The organism is Pseudomonas sp. GL-R-26 (assembly GCF_019947365.1).
GTDB lineage: Bacteria > Pseudomonadota > Gammaproteobacteria > Pseudomonadales > Pseudomonadaceae > Aquipseudomonas.
The window spans coordinates 138,683-157,663 of the sequence record NZ_JAGYGI010000014.1 but is presented as its reverse complement, the minus strand read 5'-3'; the positions used below and the strand labels follow the sequence as shown (position 1 = coordinate 157,663).

The following is an 18,981-nucleotide window of genomic DNA, read 5'->3' as shown; positions in this document are numbered from 1 at the left end:
GGGATCGTCTAGCCGGTCCCGCCGTCACCTGCGCTATCATCGCCCGCTTCCACGCCCCAAGAGTCTTGAACCCGGATGCCCGACACGCTGCCACTGCCCGACGATCACCCAGCCCTGCCGCCGGTCCTGGCCGGCCCGCTGTTGCGGCGTCTGGAGCCCACGCGGCTGGTGCTGTGGCTGGTGGGATCCCGGGCGCTGGCGCTGACCTTGCGCGTGCAGGGCGTCGGCGATATCCGTCTCGATGCCGGGCAATGCACGGTGATTGCAGTGGGGGCTCATGCCTTTGTGCACTTGATCGATGTGCAACTCGATGGCGCCCTGCCCTGGGACGAGTCGATCGACTATGACCTGCTGATCGATGGCACAGAACAAGGCATCGCCGACTGGGCGCCGCACCTGCTGTATGGCGCTGCCCGTTGCCCGAACTTCGTCCTGCGCGCACGGGTCGATCAGTTGCTCCATGGCTCTTGCCGCAAGCCTCATCACCCGGCGACAGACGGCTTGCTGTGCGTCGACCAGTTGCTGGCGCAGGAACACCCCGCCAGGGACCGCCCGGCACTGCTGATGATGACGGGCGATCAAGTCTACGCCGACGATGTCGCGGGGCCGATGTTGCGGGCGATTCACGCCTTGATCGAGCGCCTGGGCCTGTTCGGGGAGCACCTCGAAGGCGCCGTGGTCAGTGACAGCGCCAGGCTCTACGAGCATCCGGCCAGTTACTACCACCGCGCGGATCTGCTGCCGGCACTGCAAAGCAATGAAACCCTGCGCGAGCGATTTTTCGGTGGCGCGCGCAAGCCGATTTTCACCAGCAGCAGTGCCGACAATCACCTGGTGACCTTCGCCGAAGTCATGGCCATGTACTTGTTGGTCTGGTCGCCAGTGCCCTGGACCCTGATCGCGCCCCAGGCACCGACGCTGACGCCGGAAAGGCTCAAGCGCTACGCCCTTGAACAGACGCGCATCGATGCTTTCAAGGCAGGCCTTGGCAACGTCGCGCGGGCACTGGCGCATCTGCCGACGCTGATGATTTTCGACGACCACGACATCACCGATGACTGGAACCTTAGCGCGCAGTGGGAGGAAACGGCCTACGGCCATCCGTTCTCCCGGCGCATCATCGGCAACGCGCTGCTGGCGTACATGTTGTGCCAGGGCTGGGGCAACAATCCGGATGCTTTCGCCGCTGTGCTGGATAAGGCCGGCGCGTTGAGCGACAGCGCACGTGACCGTCACCTCGACAGCACGGTTCAGGATGACTTGATCAGTGATCTGCTGAAGTTTCAGCACTGGCATTATGTGCTGCCGACCACCCCGGCCGTGGTGGTGATCGACGCCCGCACCCGACGCTGGCGCAGCGAGATGAACCTCAAGCAGCCTTCCGGTTTGCTCGACTGGGAAGCCCTGAGCGAGCTGCAACAGGAACTGCTGGACCACCCGAGTGCGATCATCGTTTCGCCAGCGCCGATCTTCGGCGTCAAGCTGATTGAAACCGTGCAGCGGGTATTCAGCTGGTGCGGTTATCCACTGCTGGTGGACGCGGAAAACTGGATGGCCCATCGCGGCGCGGCACAGGTGATCCTGAACATTTTCCGGCACTCGCGCACGCCGGGTAACTACGTGGTGCTGTCGGGCGATGTGCACTATTCCTTCGTCTACGAAGTGCTGATCCGCCACCGCAAGGCCGGGCCGCGCATCTGGCAGATCACCAGCAGCGGCATCAAAAATGAATTCCCCGCCACCCTGCTCGAGTGGTTCGACCGCCTCAACCGCTGGCTGTACTCGCCACGCTCACCGTTGAACTGGCTGACCAAGCGTCGACTCATGCGCATCGTGCCCCACGTGCCCGAACATGCCGAAGCCGGTGAGCGGCTATGGAACTCGGCGGGGATCGGCCAGGTGTATTTCAATGACCTGGGGCAGCCGCAGACCATCTATCAGCACAACTCGAACGGCGCACCGAAGACCCGGATGATTGCCCCCGAGCACAGCGACTGAACCTACTGGCGATAACACGCCATGCCATTGCCCAGGTCCACCGCCAGGCAGTCGCCCTTGACGTCCAGCTCCAGGGTTTTGAAGACCCCGGACAAGTCGCGCATCTGTGCGGGGTTGACGCGTTCATCCCACATCAGGTCGATTGCCCGGCTGTCTGCCGCGACCTCGAACCATTGCGGGCTCTGTTCGTTGCTCAACTTCACACCGAGTTTTTTCAGGGTCTTGCCCGCGGGTGCCGGCATGAGCAGTTGCTGTTGCCGAGAATCCGTCCAGCGTTGCGACGTTTGTGAACCGTCATCGAACGACCAATAGATATCCACAGGCTTGATCGCCGGCGGTTCGGCAGTTACTCCGTAGAGCAGGGTCAAGATGTAGTTGTGATCAATCTGCGCCAGCGCTTTGGGGGCGTTGCGAAAGAACTGTTGCGACTGCTTCAGGCCAAGCTCATCCGGCTTGTCATACGTCATTTGCCCGGTCGTGCGATCAACCTTCCAGCTCAAGGAAAGAGTGCGTGTCTGGGGGGCGACGGCAAACCATTGCGGCGGTTGCTCGGCACTGCTTTGCAGGCCAACCCGGGTCAGGGTTCGCTGGTCGGAATACGGCAGGTAAAGCTGCCGGCCCACCGCGTTATTCCACAACAATTGGGCGGCTGGCCCCTGGTTGAACTCGAACGACACCATCACCGGTGCGATGCTCGGCACGGGGCTGGAGCGGGCATAACGCAGGTTCAGCACATAATTGTTTTGCGCCTGCTTGAACCTGTCGCCGCCGTCGGGCTGATGCGCGTCCTGCAGGTCTGCCAGACTGTGGGTACGACTTAAATTGAACAGCAGGTTTTCAGCGGGCGGCTCGACCGCGTCACTGCTCAAGGTCAGGGTGTTGTCGACCAGCTTCCACTGCCCTTTGGCGGAGCCTTCGGCACCGGCATACTCGATCATGGCTTCAAAGGTGTTGTCAGGCTTGAGCAATAGCCTGGAAACGATTTCCCTGGCCTGCAGCGTGTAATGCCCGGCAATGCCCGGTGTCTGCGTTGCAGCATTTACGCCTGAAACCATGCCCAACGTCATGAATAACGCAATTCGAACCCACACCTGATAGAGCTCCTTCCCCTTGAGTGAGGGTCGATTCTGTGGGTTCTTCCGGTGGGACACCAGCGAATGAAGATGAAATTTCTCAATGCACATGAAGTGGATCTGACTCGGACTTTGATCATCGGCAACTCCGGTTCTGGCAAGAGCTGGCTGGCCGAGCGAATGGCCAGACAGTTGCAGGCGCCATGGATCGATCTGGATTCGATTCACTGGCTGTCGGACGAACATAGCCTCGCCCGCCCCCGCTCACAGGCACTGTGCCTGGCGCGGATCGCGGCCGAAGAGGAGCGCTGGGTGATCGAAGGGGTTTACGGCTGGATCGCCAGCGAAATCCTCCACCGCGCCACAGCGTTGATCTGGCTGTATATCGATGACGAGGATTGCGTCGCCAACATTCACCAACGGGAAACACAGGATGGTGAACGGTTGGAGGCATTGCTGGAGTGGGCGGGCAGCTATCGCACGCGTGATGACTCAAGTGGATTTGCTGCGCATCAGCGGTTGTTCGAAGGCTTTAACGGATCGAACATTCGGTTGATGAATCGAACTGAAATCACGGTGTTTTTCGGTGCAATACAAGCACCGGTTAACCACTGAAACTAACCCTTTCAAATCGGATCTGGACTACATCACTTACGGAAACGTCTTTTGAACTGCCAATGGATACTCAGCACCTGTCCAGATGCGGAGAAGACAATGCGATTTATCCGATGCCTGCTGAGTCGTTGCAGAACAAAAAAGAACACGCCAGTTGGCCTCGACGTGTCTGATGCAACCGCTTACCTACTACGATCCAAAGCCAACACCGAACGATTACTCCGGTCGATCGAGAACCTGCGAAATCGCCAGACTCACCCCTCTGACAATCATCTCCACCTCCCGCTCATCAATGGTCAGCGGCGGTAGCAGGCGAATGGTCTTGCCTCGCGTGACGTTGATCAACAAGCCGTGATCCCGGGCCGCGATCAGGCTCAGGTCGCGGATCGGTTGCTTGAGTTCGATGCCGATCATCAGGCCCTGGCCACGGATTTGCGAGATGTTCGGGTTGCCCGCCAGTTCTGTGCGCAATCTTTCGAGCAGGCGTTCCCCCTGAAGCCGGGCGTTTTCCAGCAGGCCTTGTTCTTCAACGATATCCAGCACGGTGCATCCGACCCGGCAGGCCAACGGATTACCGCCGAAGGTGCTGCCGTGGCTGCCCGGCGTGAAGAGTTCGGCCGCCTTGCCACGGGCCAGGCACGCGCCAATCGGCACGCCGTTGCCCAGGCCCTTGGCCAGGGTCATGACGTCCGGGACGATGCCTTCGTGCTGGAACGCGAACCACTGGCCGGTGCGGCCGATGCCGGTCTGGATTTCATCGAGCATCAACAACCATGAGCGCCGGTTGCACAGTTCGCGCACGGCCTTGAGATAGCCCGGTGGCGCCAGTTGCACGCCGCTTTCGCCCTGGATCGGCTCCATCAGGATCGCCACGATCCGCGAACCGTGAACCTGTTGCACCTTGTCCAGCGCGTCGAGGTCGCCGAACGGCACTTTGACGAAGTCCCCCGGCAGCTTGTTGAAACCCAGGCGTACCGCCGGGCCATCGCTGGCCGACAAGGTGCCGAGGGTGCGGCCATGGAACGCGTTCTCCATGACCACCACCAGCGGCTGCTCGATGCCCTTGTGCCAGCCATGCAGCCGGGCGATTTTCAGTGCGGTTTCGTTGGCTTCGGCCCCGGAGTTGTTGAAGAACGCCCGGTCCATGCCCGCCAGCCGTGTCAGTTTCTGCGCCAGCCGCTGTTGCCAGTCGATGCTGTAGAGGTTCGAGGTGTGCAGCAGCAACCCGGCCTGTTCAGTGATGGCGGCGACGATTTTCGGGTGGGAGTGGCCGACATTGGTCACAGCCACTCCGGCGACCGCATCCAGGTATTCGCGACCAGCCTGATCCCACAGGCGAGTGCCCAGGCCCTTGTTGAAACTCAAGGCCAAGGGTTGGTAAGTGCTCATCAGGCAGGCGGCGGTCATGACATCAAGCTCCAGCAAGGGTCGGTGTTTTTGCAGTATGGTTAGCCACCCGCGCTGGATAAACACCGTAAAACTTCAATCATTTAAAAGCCGAGCTTGATAATGGATCTGTTCCAGGCAATGACCGTCTACGTGAAAGTGGTGGAGACCGGCAGCATGACCGCCGCCGCCTTGCAGTGTGATATGTCCACGACCATGGTCGGCAACCACCTCAAGGCCCTGGAGCAACGGCTGGGTGTGCGCCTGCTCAACCGCACGACGCGGCGCCAACGGCTGACCGAGTTCGGCACCGCGTATTACCAACGCTGTTTGGAAGTGCTGGGGTTGGTGGCCGATTCCGAGCGGCTGGCCGAGCAGGCGCTGGACGAACCGAGCGGCATCTTGCGCATCACCGCGCCCCTGACCTTCGGTACCGAACGCCTGGCGCCGGCACTGAGTGAGTTCAGCCTGCAAAACCCGCGGGTGAAACTCGACGTGGTCCTGACCAACCGACGCCCGGATCTGCTGGAAAACGGTCTGGACGTAGCGTTTCGCCTCGGCGCGCTTGAGCCCTCCAATCTGATCGCCCGCCCGCTGATCGACTACACCCTGACCATGTGCGCGTCACCGGAGTACCTGGCCCGGCGCGGCACACCGCAGATTCCTGAAGACCTGCGACACCACGACTGCCTGTCCTTTGCCTATCCGGCCGGGGATGACTGGCAATCGGTGCAAAAGGAATGGCGCCTGGCCGGTCCCGACGGCGAAGTCAGCGTCGGAGTCAGCGGACCAATGTTGATCAACAGTTCGGCGGGGTTGCATCAAGCGGCGCGCACCGGCATGGGCATCGTGATGATGCCCGACGCCTTGGTCGAACAAGATCTCAAAGACGGAAAGCTGCTCGCCCTGATGCCCGACTACTGCCCGCCCAGCCGGCCGATGCACCTGGTCTATGCCCAGGATCGCCACCGTTTGCCGAAGCTGCGGCGCTTCGTCGAATTCGCTGTCCAGAGGTGGGGCAAGCACCCGTCGGCCGAATAGGCCATGCATTTACATCCCCGCCTTCACCAACACCGGCTGTTCCTGATAACGATTGGGGTACAGCTGCTTCAACTGCGCCACTTTCGGCAAGTCATTGATCACGATGTACGGATAGGTCGGATGCTCGGTCAGGAAATCCTGATGTTCCTCCTCCGCCGGGTAGAAACCGTTGAAGGTTTCCAGCTTGGTCACGATCGGCTTGTCGAAGGCATGGGCGGCGTCGAGCTGGGTGATGTAGGCCTGTGCGACCCGCTGCTGCTCGGCACTTTTGATAAAGACCGCCGAGCGATACTGGGTGCCGCTGTCCGGCCCCTGACGGTTGAGTTCGGTCGGGTTGTGTGCCACCGAAAAGTAGATCTGCAGCAAGGTGCCGTAGCTGACCTGGGCTGGATCGAAAGTGACTTCGACCGATTCCGCATGGCCGGTATTGCCGTTGCTGACGCGCTCGTATTGCGCGGTATTGGCCGCCCCGCCCGCGTAGCCGGAGACGGCGTTCTTCACGCCTTTGACATGCTGGAACACCCCTTGGACGCCCCAGAAGCAGCCGCCGGCGAACACCGCGGTTTCGCTGTGGGCCTGGGTGGTTTCGTCAAGGGCCGGCGGTGGGAGGACTACCGCCTCTTCGGCGCCACCGAAGGAGAAGGCCGAGCATTGGCTGATGATGCCGGCAGCTGCCAGCCCCAGCAGGGTACGGCGCCAGGTAAAGAGTGTTTTCATGGGGCGAACTCCTGAAGCATTGGAAAGTAATCAGCCGAAGGTGAAGGCGTAAGCCGACGCACCCGGATCAAGAAACTCGATACTGAAAGTCCGGTCCGTCACGCCGTCGCTCTGGCGCACCAGTTGATACAAACGCTGGTCGGTCACGGTGCCGCTGCCATCGGGTGCCACGTCCATGCCGTGGGCATCGCCGGGGGCCTTGCCGTCGATCAGCACCTTGAAGCGCACCGGTTTGCCATCGGCGCCAGGGCCGAGCACCAAATGCAAATCACGGGCGTGGAAGCGATAGACGATGCGACTGGCCGGTGCACTGGCGGTGGCCCGCTCCGGGCCGACATGCCACTGGCCGCCCAGGCTCCAGTCATTGAGGGCCAGTTGCGCTGGCGGGTTGTAGACCGCGACCTGGTCCGGCACCAGCGCGGTTTCCGGTACGAAATGTTCCGCGCGCTGGTAACCGACATAGGTTTCCGGCGACTGCACGGCGTCGTTGTCCGGGGCCATTTGCACGCCGTCGGCCTGGGCACTGATCAGCCCGTCCGCGACTTTGGCCGCCCCCGCCTCGCGCAGCAACTGCTGGATGACCCGCTCCGATTCGGCGTATGCGCCTTCGCCGAAGTGGTGATAACGAATACGTCCCTGGGCGTCGGCAAAGTAATGCGCCGGCCAGTACTCGTTGTTGAAGGCGCGCCAGATCTTGAACTCGTTATCGATGGCCACCGGGTAGGTGATGCCCAAGTCTTTCATGGCCTTGGTGACGTTGCTGACGTCGCGCTCGAAGGCAAACTCCGGCGCATGCACGCCGATCACCACCAGGCCCTGATCGCGATACTTCTCGGCCCAGGCCTTCACATAGGGCAGCGAACGCAGGCAGTTGATGCAGGAGTAGGTCCAGAAATCCACCAGCACGACCTTGCCTTTCAAGGCCTGGGCATCGAGGGGTGGCGAGTTGAGCCACTGCACGGCGCCGTCCAGCGGCGGCAGGTTGCCTTCGACCGGCAAGGTACTCGGGGTTTTGTCAGCCACTTGCACCGCACCCTCGGCGATCGAATTCGGCGCCGCACTGTTACGCGGCGACTTGCCGCTCAGTTTCTCCACCAACGTTTGCTCGATTCCGCCGGTCGACGCCGTGGAAAACCGAGCCAGAACGCCGGTATCCAGCCCCAAGGCAATCGCCGCCACTCCGGCCAGCATCGCCGCACCGAGACCGCGACGTACCCATTCGCCGGCACCAATCGAACGCTTCATCGCCGCAAAGACTTTACCGCCCAACAACAAGGCCAGCGCGAGGGACGTGGCAGCGCCGGCGGCATACGCCAGCAGCAAAAAGGTGGTTTGAATGCTGGCGCCTTGCAGCGCCGCACCGGTCAGCAGCAAACCGAGGATCGGCCCGGCGCAGGGCGCCCACAACAGGCCGGTGGCCACGCCAATGAGGAACGAAGCACCAGGACGTGGCCGCGCATCGGCACCCGCCGCTTCCGACAAACGACTGCCCGCCGCCACCAGCGGCCGGGTCAGGCGCTCGGCCAATTGCGGCAGCAACAACGTCAGTCCGAACAACGCCACGAACACCAGCGCCAGCCAGCGCCCGTACTGATTGAGTTGCACCACCCAGCCACCGCCCACCGCCGCCAATGTGGCGACCAACGCGAACGTCAGCGCCATGCCCACCAGCAGCGGCAATCCGCTTTTGACGAAGGGTTGCCCGGTGCGGGCGAAGACAAACGGCAACACCGGCAGAATGCACGGGCTGACAATCGTCAGCACACCACCGAGATAAGCGAGGACCAGCAGCCACATGGCGATTACCTGCAAAAAGTGAGTGGAGGGGAATCACACCGTCTTGGGCACGAATTTCATCGCCAGGCCGTTCATGCAGTAACGCAGGCCGGTGGGTTTCGGGCCGTCGTCGAAGACATGCCCCAGATGCCCGCCGCAGCGCCGGCAATGAACCTCTTCGCGGACCATGCCGAACGCACGGTCCTGGCGGGTGGCCACGGCCTTGTCCAGGGGTGCCCAGAAACTCGGCCAACCGGTGCGGCTGTCGAATTTGGTCGCCGAGGAAAACAGCGGCAGGTCGCAACCGGCGCAGGCGAAGGTGCCATCGCGGTGCTCGTTGTTCAGCGGGCTGCTGTAGGCCCGTTCGGTGCCCTCTTCGCGCAGGATGTCGTACTGCTCATCGCTGAGGATGGCGTGCCATTCTTTGTCACTGTGGGTCACTTCGAATGCCTCCGCTGCGCTGGCCTCGCTGATTAATGCGCTGCCTGTGGAAAACTTCGGCAACAGGCCGATCGCCAGGGTTGCCACCCCCAGTCCGCCGCTCACTAGAAGAAATTGCCGTCGTGAAAACATGCTCGTCTCCAAAAAATCCAGGGGTGTTTCATGGAACACAGCCTAGGCTTTGGGTGATCGCCAAATCCTCACGGGAAGTTAAACAATTCGTGATAACTCGGGCGCCGAAAAACCCGCACAATGCGCCCATTGCGCCGAAGGATTGAGCTGTATGGAACAGACCAAACGCGTCCTCGTGGTCGAGGATGACCAGCACATCGCCGACCTGATCTGCCTGCATCTTCGCGATGAGCAGTTCGAGGTGGTGCACAGCGCCGATGGCGATGAGGGCATGCGCCTGCTGCAACAGGGCAACTGGGACGCACTGGTCCTCGACCTGATGCTGCCCGGTGTCGACGGCCTGGAAATCTGCCGCCGCGCCCGGGCCATGGCCCGCTACACGCCGATCATCATCACCAGCGCGCGCTCCAGCGAAGTGCACCGGATTCTCGGCCTGGAACTGGGTGCCGACGACTATCTGGCCAAGCCCTTTTCCATGCTTGAGCTGGTGGCCCGGGTCAAAGCGTTGCTGCGCCGGGTCGATGCCATGGCGCGCAACCTGAAGATGGACGCCGGCAGCCTGCTCCTTGACGGCCTGGCCATCGACCCGATCACCCGCGAAGTGGCCCTCGACGGACGACGCCTGGACCTCACGCCACGGGAATTCGACTTGCTGTACTTCTTCGCCCGCCAGCCCGGCAAGGTGTTTTCGCGCATGGACCTGCTCAATGCCGTGTGGGGCTACAGCCACGAAGGCTACGAGCACACGGTCAACACCCACATCAACCGCCTGCGCGCCAAGATCGAGACCGACCCGGCGCAACCGGTGCGCATCCTCACGGTCTGGGGGCGAGGCTACAAATTCGCCACAGGCGAGGAGCCGCAGCCATGAGGCTGACCCTGACGCAACGCCTGTCCCTGGTGTTCGCCGTGCTGCTGCTGGTGTGCTGCGGCACCTCGGCGTGGTTGCAAGTGCGCTCCAACCAGATGCATGAGCAGGAAGTGGTGCAAGGCTTGTCCCGGGACCTGGCGCAGCACATCGCCAGTGACACGGTGCTGATGGACACCCAGGGCCTGATGCCCAATGCCGTGCGTGACCTGTTCAGCAAACTGATGCAGGTCAACCCGAGCGTCGAGGTGTACCTGCTCGATTCCGCAGGCAAGATTGTCGGCAGCGCCGCGCCCGAGGGCCGGATCCGTCGTGAGCGGATCGACCTGGCACCGATCCAGCGCCTGTTGCGGGGCGATGCCCTGCCGATTCTCGGCGACGACCCGCGCAGCGTCGATACACGCAAGGTGTTCAGCGCGGCACCGCTGAAGGTCGACGGCAAGCCGGCCGGATATCTCTACGTGGTGTTGCTCGGCGAGGATCACGACCGCCTGGCCGAACGCGGTGCGACCAGCGCGGCGCTCAACACAGCGCTGTTGTCCATCGGCCTGGTGGCGCTGCTGTGCCTGATCGCCGGTCTCACGGCGTTTGCCTTGATTACCCGGCCGTTGCGTCGCCTGACCGAAACCGTCAGCCAGTTCGACATCGATGGCGTCCCGGTCACACCAGCCCTGCCCGTCGCGGTGGAAAAAGCCGCCAGCCACGATGAAATCGCTGTGCTCGATGCGGCGTTCCGGCAGATGCAGGCACGCCTGGGCGAACAATGGCGCTCATTGACCCGCCAGGATCAGGAACGCCGCGAACTGGTGGCGAACATCTCCCACGACTTGCGCACGCCGCTGGCCTCGTTGCACGGTTATCTGGAAACCCTGTCGCTCAAGGACGCCACGCTGTCCCCTGCCGACCGCCGTCGCTACCTCGGCATCGCCCTGGACCAGAGCCGCAAGGTCGGCGGTCTGGCGCAGTCGCTGCTGGAACTGGTGCGGCTGGAACATGGTTTTGTGCAGCCGGTGCTGGAACGCTTTTCCCTGACTGACCTGGCCCAGGACATCTTCCAGAAATTCGAACTCACCGCCGAGGCGCGCAAAGTCGAACTCAAGGCCACCTTTGCGCCGAATGCCTCGGCGGCCTGCGCGGACCTCGGCTTGATCGAGCGGGTGCTGACCAACCTGTTCGACAACGCCCTGCGCCATACCCCGGTCGGTGGCGAAGTCGAGCTAGGCCTGCGCCCGCAAGGTTCATTCATCGAAGTCACGGTCAGCGATACCGGCCCCGGCATCGCCCCGGAACTGCGCGAAGGGTTGTTCCTGCGTCCGTTCAATATCGGCGGCGCACGGCGTGATGGCGGGTTGGGGCTGCGGATCGTGCATCGCATCCTGCAATTGCATGGGCGCGAGATTCAGTTGATCGATGTGCCGGGGCGGGGTGCGACCTTTCGTTTTTCGTTGCCGATTGATGAAGAGACAGCGTCTGCGTTGGCGGTGCGGTCGATGAACCTGAATACACCGCGACAGGCCTGACAGTCCGAGGCGCCTGCATCGCGGGCAAGCCACGCTCCCACAGGTTCTCGGTTGTTCGCGGATTTTTCATCCACCCACTGACCCTGTGGGAGCGGCGGTGCGGCGATCCGACTTGCCCGCGAAGGGGCCAGCCGAAACAACACAGGACTCAGATCAGTCGCGGTAACCCGGCGCCACCCGATCCAGCATCCTCAACAACGCCGCCCAGGCCAGTTGCATGGCATCCGGATCACTCAGCTCCCCCTCCTCCAACGGCCGCCCCAGATCATTGAACTGCCGTTCGGTATGCGCGCAGACCTCGTGCGACGGCAGAACAACTTCACCGGCGGCTTGGGCGGCCAACTGGATTTCACAGGCTTTTTCCAGGTAGTACATGCGCAGGAATGCCTGGCTCACGGTCTCGCCCACCGTCAGCAAACCATGGTTGCGCAGCATCAGTACCGACTTGTCGCCCAGGTCCGCCACCAACCTTTTTTGCTCGCTCAGGTCCAGCGCGACACCTTCGTAGTCGTGGTAAGCGACCCGACCATAGAACTCCATGGAAATCTGGTTCACTGGCAACAACCCGCACTTCAACGCCGCCACCGCACAACCGGATTTGGTGTGGGTGTGCAGCACGCATTGCGCATCTTCACGGGCGCCGTGGATGGCGCTGTGGATCACGAAACCGGCCGGGTTGACCGGGTACGCCGAAGGCTCCACGGCGTGACCATCGAGGTTGATCTTCACCAGGTTGGACGCAGTGATCTCATCGAACATCAGCCCGTAAGGGTTGATCAGAAAGTGATGCTCCGGCCCCGGGATGCGCACCGAAATGTGAGTGAAGATCAGATCGGTCATGCGAAAGTGCGCCACCAGCCGATAGCAGGCAGCGAGTTCTTCACGCAAACGTTGTTCGGTCGCAGTCATGCGCTCACCTTCACGGTGCAGGCCTCAAGCCCCTGCCCCAACGCTTCCCAGCCGTCGAAACCACGGCGGGCGATAAACACCAGGCGTGTGGTCTTTGCCTGGGCTTCATCCGTGGCCGGCAGAAACTGACTGCGGGTGCCGACGTGTTGCAGCCAATGCGCCTTGTTGCCCTGCGCCAGCTTCACCAGCCCCTTGACCCGGAACACATCGCCGGGCAGCGCCTGCAACCAGCCACGCAATCCCTCGGCATCAAGCGCCACGTCGCTCTGCCACAGCCAACTGCTGAACATCTCGCCGTGATCGCCATCGGACACCCGTGTCAGCGGTTTCACTGTGCGCGGCTCAAGGTCCAGATCGGTGTCGAGCCACAGCGCATCCGGCAACTGCGCCTGCACGCTTTCGTGGATTCGTGTCCGCAGTCCCAGAGCTTCGCGCAACGCCCGCAATTGCGTCTCGTCGACTAGATCGGTCTTGTTCAACAACAGCAAATCGGCAGCCGCCACCTGCGCCCTGGCCAGCCGCGCGTATTCGCCGTCGAGTTGCAGATGACGGGTGGCGTCGACCACGGTGATGACCATGTCCAGTTGCATCTGGCTGCGCAGCTGTGGATAAGCCAGGGTCTGCACGATGCGCTGCGGGTCGGACACGCCGCTGCACTCGATGACGATGCGCTCCAGCCGTGGCTCCAATTGCGCCAGGCTGCCCAGTTGCGCCAGCAGGTCTTCCTGTACGGTGCAGCAGATGCAGCCGTTCTGCAGGCTGTACACCGCGTCGGTGACTTCGGAAACGATGGCTGCATCGATGTTCAGCTCGCCGAAATCGTTGACGATCACCGCCAGTCGACTGCCTTCGGCACGGCGCACCATGCGGTTGAGTAGCGTGGTTTTGCCGGCGCCGAGAAACCCCGAGACGACGGTCACGGCGATGCGTGGGGACGTCATTCTGCCTTGCCCTCCAGCACCGGTGGCTCGCCCTGCCACACGGCCTTGAGGCCGACGGCTTCGAGCGTCGAATGGCGGTCGTAGACCAGTTGCCCTTCAACGAAGGTCAGCAGCACCTGGGTCTTGTGGATGTAGTTACGCGCAGGCTTGGCGAACAGGTCGCGGTCGATGACGATCAGGTCCGCCGCCTTGCCCACTTGCAGGCTGCCGGTGCTGTGTTCCAGGCCCATGGCAACGGCGCCGTTGCTGGTGATCACGGTCAGTGCCTGTTCGAGGCTGATCGGGTCGCCGAAGCAGGCCGGGTCGTCGTTCCACGGATTCTGCCGAGTGATCATGGTTTCCAGCGCGAGCCACGGGTCGATGGACGCCACCGGCCAGTCGGTGCCCATCACCGCGGTGCCACCGGCGGCGAGCACGCCTTTGAAATCGTAGATGCGCTTGAGACGTTCCTGGCCGTAGCCGGAACGCGCACCACTGGCGAATGGCGTCGGGTACCAGGCGGCCGGGGAGAACTCGGCGATAACGTTGAGTTCCTTGAAACGCGGCAAGTTGCCCGGATGCAGCAAGGTGCTGTGGGCGCACTGGTGGCGTACGCCGCTGAAACCGTTGCGACGACGGGCCTCGGCCACGGCATCGAGGAACACGTCCGACGCGCCGTCGCCGGTGCAGTGGGCAATCACGCGGATGCCCTTGCGGTCCATGTCCACCACCATGTCGGTGATGTGTTCCGGGGTCAGGTTGAGCTTGCCGCGCCAGCTTTTTTCCTGCGGCCATGGGGTCAGGAGGTACGAAGACTTCGGCTCAACGGTACCGTCGAAGTGGAACTTCACCGCGTTGGCGCTCAGGCGTGCGCTGCGGTAGTAGTGACGCTCACCGGCCAGCAGTTCCCAGCGACGACGCACCGGGAAAATGTCGTCCTGCCAACTGATCGCCGCTTCGATGCGCACCGTCAGTTCGCCGCTGTCGTCCAGTTCCTTGAGGGCCTGCAAGCGCTGTTCGCAGACGTGCACATACTTGCTCGCAGTAACGCCGCGCGAGCTCTGGAAGTGCACGCCATCGCGATAGGCGCGGCGCAGCACGCTGACCGGGGTCGGCGGCATCGCGGCGTGAATCATCGCGTAGGCGCCGTCGATCATCAGGCCGGTGGGTTCGCCGGTCAGTTCATCACGCTCGAAATAGCCGTTGCGCGGGTCGGAGGTGTTGCCATCGATCCCGGCCAGTTCCAGTGCTTTGGAGTTGACCATCATGGTGCCCCACATGCGGTCGAGCAGCGCTACCGGGCGGTCCGGCATCACGCTGTCGAGCCAGGCGCGGCCCGGGGTCAAACCGGCTTCGCGGAAGGTGTAGCGCACCCAGTACTGACCGTAGATCCAGCCGTCGCCCGGATGGCTGTCGGCATAAGCGAGGATGCTTTCGCGCAGTTGTTCCGGGGTCGGGTCTTCGATGCCGACGTCGAGGTCGTCGCTGTAGCGCGGCGCCAACGCGAGGTCGGGATGCGTGTGCATATCGTGCAGGCCGGGCATGCAGAACGCGCCTTGCAGGTCATGCACGCGGGTGTTCGGGCCCTTGAACATCTCGATCTGGCCGAGGCTGGCGACACCGATCAACTTGCCGTCGCGGATGGCCACGGCCTCGGCCCACGGGTTGGCCGGGTCCTGGGTGTAGATACGCCCGTTGGCGAGGATCAGGTCGGCGTAGGTCCCCTGCGCGGAATGGGTAGAGGAAAAGTTATCGGACTCAGCCATGTAAGCCACCTTTGAGTTCAGGAGATTGAAAGGTCCACCGGGCGCCAGGCGGGTCGGGAACCTGAAATAACTGTTGTTGTTCTAGTCAACCGGCAATGTCGCAGGCAGCACCTTTTGATTGTGGGCCGGAGCATTTCGATGACAATTAGCGCTAGTATTGTTGAATCAACCGATACAACAATCGATTTTTTTTGGCCTGACTGTTCGATTTAAGTCACCATATATGAGAACAAACACTGACCTTGAGGCGAGGGAGCTTGCTCCCGCTCGACTGCGCAGCAGGCGCAAAGCTCGACAACCGATGTAATTGGGGCCGCTACGCGACCCAACGGGAGCAAGCTCCCTCGCCACAGGGGCAGCGTCGTGCTTTCGTGTTCCTTTAACCTTTGAACGGGATGATTTATGCGATTTCCTTCGATGACAGCCCTTCGTGCGCTGGATGCGGTTGCCCGCACAGGCAGCGTGTCGGTCGCGGCCCGTGAACTGAACCTGACCCGCAGCGCCATCAGCCACCAGATCAGCAAGCTGGAGGAATGCGTCGGCTTCGCCCTGACCGAACGGATTGGCCGTGGCATTGGCCTGACGTACCAAGGCGAGCGCTATGCGCGGGAGGTGCACGGGATTCTGCTGAACCTGCTCGATGCCGGGCAGTTGATCGACGATCAGGAAATCTCCGGCCGGCTGTGCGTCAGTTGTGCGCCGGGGTTCGCCACCTATTGGCTGTGCCACCACATCGGTGCATTTTTGCGGCAGTACCCGCAAGTGCAGTTGCAGCTGATTTCCCCACGCACACCGGACGACACCAACAACCCCAACGTCGACCTGTTCATCGCCTATGGGATTGGCGACTGGCCGGAAATGAATGTTGAAGAGATTGTGGCTCTGCGCTTCTTCCCGGTATGCAGCCCTCGCCTGATCAACGCCCTGGGCGGACTGAAAAACCCTCAGGAGCTCAGCACTTACCCCTTGCTGCACATGACCGACTACTCGGACTGGCGCATCTGGCTGACCGCCGCCGGCGCTTCGGGGGTCAATGCGTTGAGCGGCATCCTGTTCTCCGATGCCCACTGCGCACAGTCCGCCTGCATTGCCGGCCAGGGCATCGCCATCGGCGACAACCTGATCAGCGGCGATGCCTTGTCCAAGGGTTTGCTGGTGCGGCCGTTCGACATCGGCATCGATCTGCACCGTGGTTATTACCTGGCCACCGACCCGCAGAAAGCTGACCGCGCGGTGGTCCAGGCCTTCAGCAACTGGGTCAAGACACAGCTGCAATCGTCCCGCCAGACCTGGCAGGACACCTTGTAAAACACACCACATCCCACAGGGCAGGGCTCTATTTCGGGACATTTGGCCAGAGCTGAATATGCCGCCCATTTGTTCAATAAAACTAACCAATACGGGCAAAATAATTCCATTGATGTAGCGATACTTTTAACAATAATGAACCCAAAGCCCATTTCGGATTCACATCCGTCCTCGCACGTCTATGGGCAATAAAAAGAGGAACCTCATTGTGTCCAGCCGTTCAGCGATCCAGCTCAGCGCTCAAGGTATCAGCCAGTATTACGGCCGTTTCGCGGCGCTGGATAACGTCGACCTCGATGTTCGCCAAGGCGAGTTTCTGACCCTGCTGGGTCCGTCCGGCTCGGGCAAGACCACCTTGCTGATGATACTGGCCGGCTTCCTCAGCCCGACGTCGGGCAAGCTGATGGAGCAAGGCGTCGACATCATCCGGCGCTCCGCCGAGAAGCGGAACTACGGCATGGTGTTCCAGGGTTATGCGCTGTTCCCGCACATGACCGTGGCCGACAACGTGGCCTATCCGCTGCGCATCCGCAAAGTCCCGGCCGAAGAACGCAATCGCCGGGTCAAGCACATTCTTGAAGTGGTCGGCCTCGGTGCGCACATGCACAAGAAGCCCGCCGAGATGTCCGGCGGCCAGCAGCAGCGTGTGGCGATTGCCCGGGCGCTGGTGTTCGAACCGGAACTGCTGTTGCTCGACGAGCCGCTGTCGGCGCTGGACAAGAACCTGCGCGAACAACTGCAAACCGAGTTGCAACGCATCCACCGTCAGGTCGGCACCAGCTTCGTATTCGTCACCCACGACCAGAACGAAGCCCTGGCCCTGTCCTCGCGCATCGCGATCTTCAACCACGGCAAGCTGACCCAGGTAGACACTCCGGAGAACATCTACAACCGCCCCGAGAGCCGTTTCGTCGCCGAGTTCCTGGGCAAGATGAACCTGTTCCCGCTGGACAACCTGACCCGCAACGGCCAGACCGCCAGCGGCCGCTGCGGCACCAGCGTATTGCACGCCCAGGCGCCGAACGCACTGAGCGCGGCACCGATCGTGCTGGCCGTGCGCCCGGAGCACATGGAACTGCACAGCGAGTGCCCGACCACGGAGGGCTACAACGTGATGCCCGCGCAACTTACCGACAAGGTCTACCAGGGCTCCAGTACCCATCTGGCACTCAAGGTCGGCGGCGATACGCTGCCGATCAACCTGTCTGTGCCCGGCAATCACCCGGGCGCACTGATGTCCAGCGGCGCGCCAGTGTGGCTGAGCTGGCCGGTGCAGCAAAGCTTCCTGCTGCAGGCCTGACCCCAAAAAACTGCGTCACAAAGCTCTCTTCCAACGACAACAAAAAAGGTCGGTGTGCGCTGCCACACCCGCCGCTTGAGGACTTGCCCATGCGCCAGGATCACCAACAAGACTGCATCGAAGTGCTTATCGAAAAGACCCGTGACGGTCAGATCAACCGTCGCACCTTTATCCAGGCCATGGGCCTGCTGGCGGCGGTGCCATTGGCACTGCGCAGCGGCATCAGCTGGTCGGCGGACAAACCGCTGGTGGTGGTCAACTGGGGCGGCGATGCCCTGAACGCGTTCCGTTCGGCGTGGACTGACACCTTCACCAAAAACACCGGCATCCAGGTGCGCATCGACGGCGCCGGCCCGACCGAAGGCGCGATCCGCTCGCAACTGGCCAGCGGGCAACCGAGCTGGGACGTGGTCGATGTCGAGAGCTACAGCGCCCTCGTGCTGGGCCGGGAAAAGATCCTGCAACCGCTGGACTACAACACCATCAAACGCGATCAGGTGGCCCCGGCGCTGTCCTCCGATTTCGGTATCGCCAGCTACCAGTTCAGCTACGTCATGGCCTGGGACAGTGAAAAGTTCGGCGAAAACGGACCCAAGACCTGGGCCGATTTCTGGGACGTGAAGAAATTCCCCGGCAAACGCACGCTATACAAGTGGATGAACGGCATGCTCGAAGCCGCACTGCTGGCCGACGGTGTTCCGCCTGATCAGCTGTACCCGCTGGACGTGCCACGGGCGATGAAGAAGATCGACGAGATCAAGCCTCACGTCCTGTCGTTCTGGAGCTCGGGTGCCGAGAGCCAGCAACTGATGGTCGAAGGCGAAGTGTCGATCGGCGCGATCTGGCACACCCGCGCCAAGCTGCTCAGCGAAGACACCGACAACCGCGTGCGCTGGAGCTTCGACAACGGTTTCATCAACTCCAGCAGTTGGGCGGTGTTGAACGGCAACCCCGGCGGCACGCAACCGACCATGCAGTTCATCCAGCAAGCGTTGCAACCCGAAGGCCAGCTCAAGCTGTTCGAACTGCTGGGCAACGGGCCTTCCAACAGCGCCACGCAAAAACTGATGTCGGCCAAGCAACTGGAAGCCAACTGCGCCTCCGAAGAAAACCTGAAAAAGCAGATCGCCCTCAACGCCCAGTGGTACGCCGACAACTACGCCAAAGCCCTGGAAGAGTACCTGACGCGGTTGTCCAAGTGAGCCTGTGAC

The 18,981-nt window shown here is 62.1% G+C and carries 16 protein-coding genes; 8 read left to right on the top strand and 8 right to left on the bottom strand.

Annotation, left to right across the window (positions count from 1 at the left end; translation table 11 throughout):
• Nucleotides 1–75: 75 nt before the first annotated feature.
• On the top strand, nucleotides 76–1,998 hold the full coding sequence (locus tag KGA96_RS16710; protein ID WP_223513699.1) for an alkaline phosphatase D family protein: 1,923 nt from the start codon (nucleotides 76–78) through the stop codon (nucleotides 1,996–1,998).
• A gap of 2 nt (nucleotides 1,999–2,000) precedes the next feature.
• Here the strand turns inward: KGA96_RS16710 and KGA96_RS16705 are convergent, their stop codons facing one another.
• Entirely contained in the window at nucleotides 2,001–3,053 is a 1,053-nt protein-coding gene (locus KGA96_RS16705; RefSeq protein ID WP_223513696.1) for a copper resistance protein NlpE, read from the bottom strand.
• Between the two features lie 132 nt (nucleotides 3,054–3,185).
• Between KGA96_RS16705 and KGA96_RS16700 the strand changes: the two genes are divergently transcribed.
• Nucleotides 3,186–3,686: an adenylate kinase gene (locus KGA96_RS16700; protein ID WP_223513734.1), complete on the top strand. Its 501-nt coding sequence runs from the start codon at nucleotides 3,186–3,188 to the stop codon at nucleotides 3,684–3,686.
• 216 nt (nucleotides 3,687–3,902) lie between these two features.
• Here the strand turns inward: KGA96_RS16700 and KGA96_RS16695 are convergent, their stop codons facing one another.
• Nucleotides 3,903–5,093: an aspartate aminotransferase family protein gene (locus tag KGA96_RS16695; RefSeq protein ID WP_223513693.1), complete on the bottom strand. Its 1,191-nt coding sequence runs from the start codon at nucleotides 5,091–5,093 to the stop codon at nucleotides 3,903–3,905.
• Between the two features lie 102 nt (nucleotides 5,094–5,195).
• Between KGA96_RS16695 and KGA96_RS16690 the strand changes: the two genes are divergently transcribed.
• On the top strand, nucleotides 5,196–6,113 hold the full coding sequence (locus KGA96_RS16690) for a LysR family transcriptional regulator (RefSeq protein ID WP_223513690.1): 918 nt from the start codon (nucleotides 5,196–5,198) through the stop codon (nucleotides 6,111–6,113).
• 9 nt (nucleotides 6,114–6,122) lie between these two features.
• Here KGA96_RS16690 and msrA read toward each other — a convergent pair whose 3' ends face one another.
• The 3 genes from msrA to msrB are packed head-to-tail and all read right to left on the bottom strand — an operon-like array spanning nucleotide 6,123 to nucleotide 9,179.
• Complete coding sequence (gene msrA / locus KGA96_RS16685; protein ID WP_046040230.1) at nucleotides 6,123–6,830, bottom strand: peptide-methionine (S)-S-oxide reductase MsrA; 708 nt, start codon at nucleotides 6,828–6,830, stop codon at nucleotides 6,123–6,125.
• Nucleotides 6,831–6,860: 30 nt separating this feature from the next.
• Nucleotides 6,861–8,627 (bottom strand): cytochrome c biogenesis protein DipZ, encoded by a 1,767-nt coding sequence (locus KGA96_RS16680; RefSeq protein ID WP_223513688.1) that lies wholly within the window; start codon nucleotides 8,625–8,627, stop codon nucleotides 6,861–6,863.
• Between the two features lie 33 nt (nucleotides 8,628–8,660).
• The gene (gene msrB / locus KGA96_RS16675; protein ID WP_046040228.1) at nucleotides 8,661–9,179 is read right to left on the bottom strand and encodes a peptide-methionine (R)-S-oxide reductase MsrB; all 519 of its coding nucleotides are present in this window, start codon (nucleotides 9,177–9,179) and stop codon (nucleotides 8,661–8,663) included.
• A gap of 151 nt (nucleotides 9,180–9,330) precedes the next feature.
• Between msrB and KGA96_RS16670 the strand changes: the two genes are divergently transcribed.
• Both KGA96_RS16670 and KGA96_RS16665 read left to right on the top strand, forming a co-directional pair.
• Nucleotides 9,331–10,050 carry a response regulator transcription factor gene (locus tag KGA96_RS16670; protein ID WP_223513685.1) on the top strand — a complete coding sequence of 240 codons (720 nt, stop codon included), beginning with the start codon at nucleotides 9,331–9,333 and terminating at the stop codon, nucleotides 10,048–10,050.
• Nucleotides 10,047–11,567, top strand: a complete 1,521-nt coding sequence (locus tag KGA96_RS16665) for a sensor histidine kinase (protein ID WP_046040224.1) — start codon at nucleotides 10,047–10,049, stop codon at nucleotides 11,565–11,567. Before KGA96_RS16670 ends, KGA96_RS16665 begins: the two co-directional genes overlap by 4 nt.
• 153 nt (nucleotides 11,568–11,720) lie before the next feature.
• Here KGA96_RS16665 and KGA96_RS16660 read toward each other — a convergent pair whose 3' ends face one another.
• Genes KGA96_RS16660 through KGA96_RS16650 form a run of 3 tightly spaced genes read right to left on the bottom strand, consistent with a single transcriptional unit; the run spans nucleotide 11,721 to nucleotide 15,162 of the window.
• Nucleotides 11,721–12,476, bottom strand: coding sequence for a class II aldolase/adducin family protein (locus KGA96_RS16660; RefSeq protein WP_046040222.1), 756 nt, complete (start codon nucleotides 12,474–12,476; stop codon nucleotides 11,721–11,723).
• Nucleotides 12,473–13,417, bottom strand: coding sequence for a CobW family GTP-binding protein (locus KGA96_RS16655; RefSeq protein ID WP_046040221.1), 945 nt, complete (start codon nucleotides 13,415–13,417; stop codon nucleotides 12,473–12,475). The genes KGA96_RS16660 and KGA96_RS16655 overlap by 4 nt, the downstream gene beginning before the upstream one ends.
• On the bottom strand, nucleotides 13,414–15,162 hold the full coding sequence (locus tag KGA96_RS16650) for an amidohydrolase (protein ID WP_223513682.1): 1,749 nt from the start codon (nucleotides 15,160–15,162) through the stop codon (nucleotides 13,414–13,416). Before KGA96_RS16650 ends, KGA96_RS16655 begins: the two co-directional genes overlap by 4 nt.
• Nucleotides 15,163–15,564: 402 nt before the next feature.
• On the opposite strand from KGA96_RS16650, the gene KGA96_RS16645 reads away from it, so the two are divergent.
• The 3 genes from KGA96_RS16645 (at nucleotide 15,565) to KGA96_RS16635 (ending at nucleotide 18,972) form a co-directional block, all read left to right on the top strand.
• Nucleotides 15,565–16,470 carry a LysR substrate-binding domain-containing protein gene (locus KGA96_RS16645; RefSeq protein ID WP_046040217.1) on the top strand — a complete coding sequence of 302 codons (906 nt, stop codon included), beginning with the start codon at nucleotides 15,565–15,567 and terminating at the stop codon, nucleotides 16,468–16,470.
• A gap of 208 nt (nucleotides 16,471–16,678) precedes the next feature.
• Nucleotides 16,679–17,770, top strand: coding sequence for an ABC transporter ATP-binding protein (locus KGA96_RS16640; RefSeq protein ID WP_223513680.1), 1,092 nt, complete (start codon nucleotides 16,679–16,681; stop codon nucleotides 17,768–17,770).
• An 89-nt stretch (nucleotides 17,771–17,859) separates the two neighbouring features.
• Entirely contained in the window at nucleotides 17,860–18,972 is a 1,113-nt protein-coding gene (locus tag KGA96_RS16635) for an ABC transporter substrate-binding protein (RefSeq protein ID WP_223513678.1), read from the top strand.
• The last annotated feature ends 9 nt before the right edge of the window (nucleotides 18,973–18,981 follow it).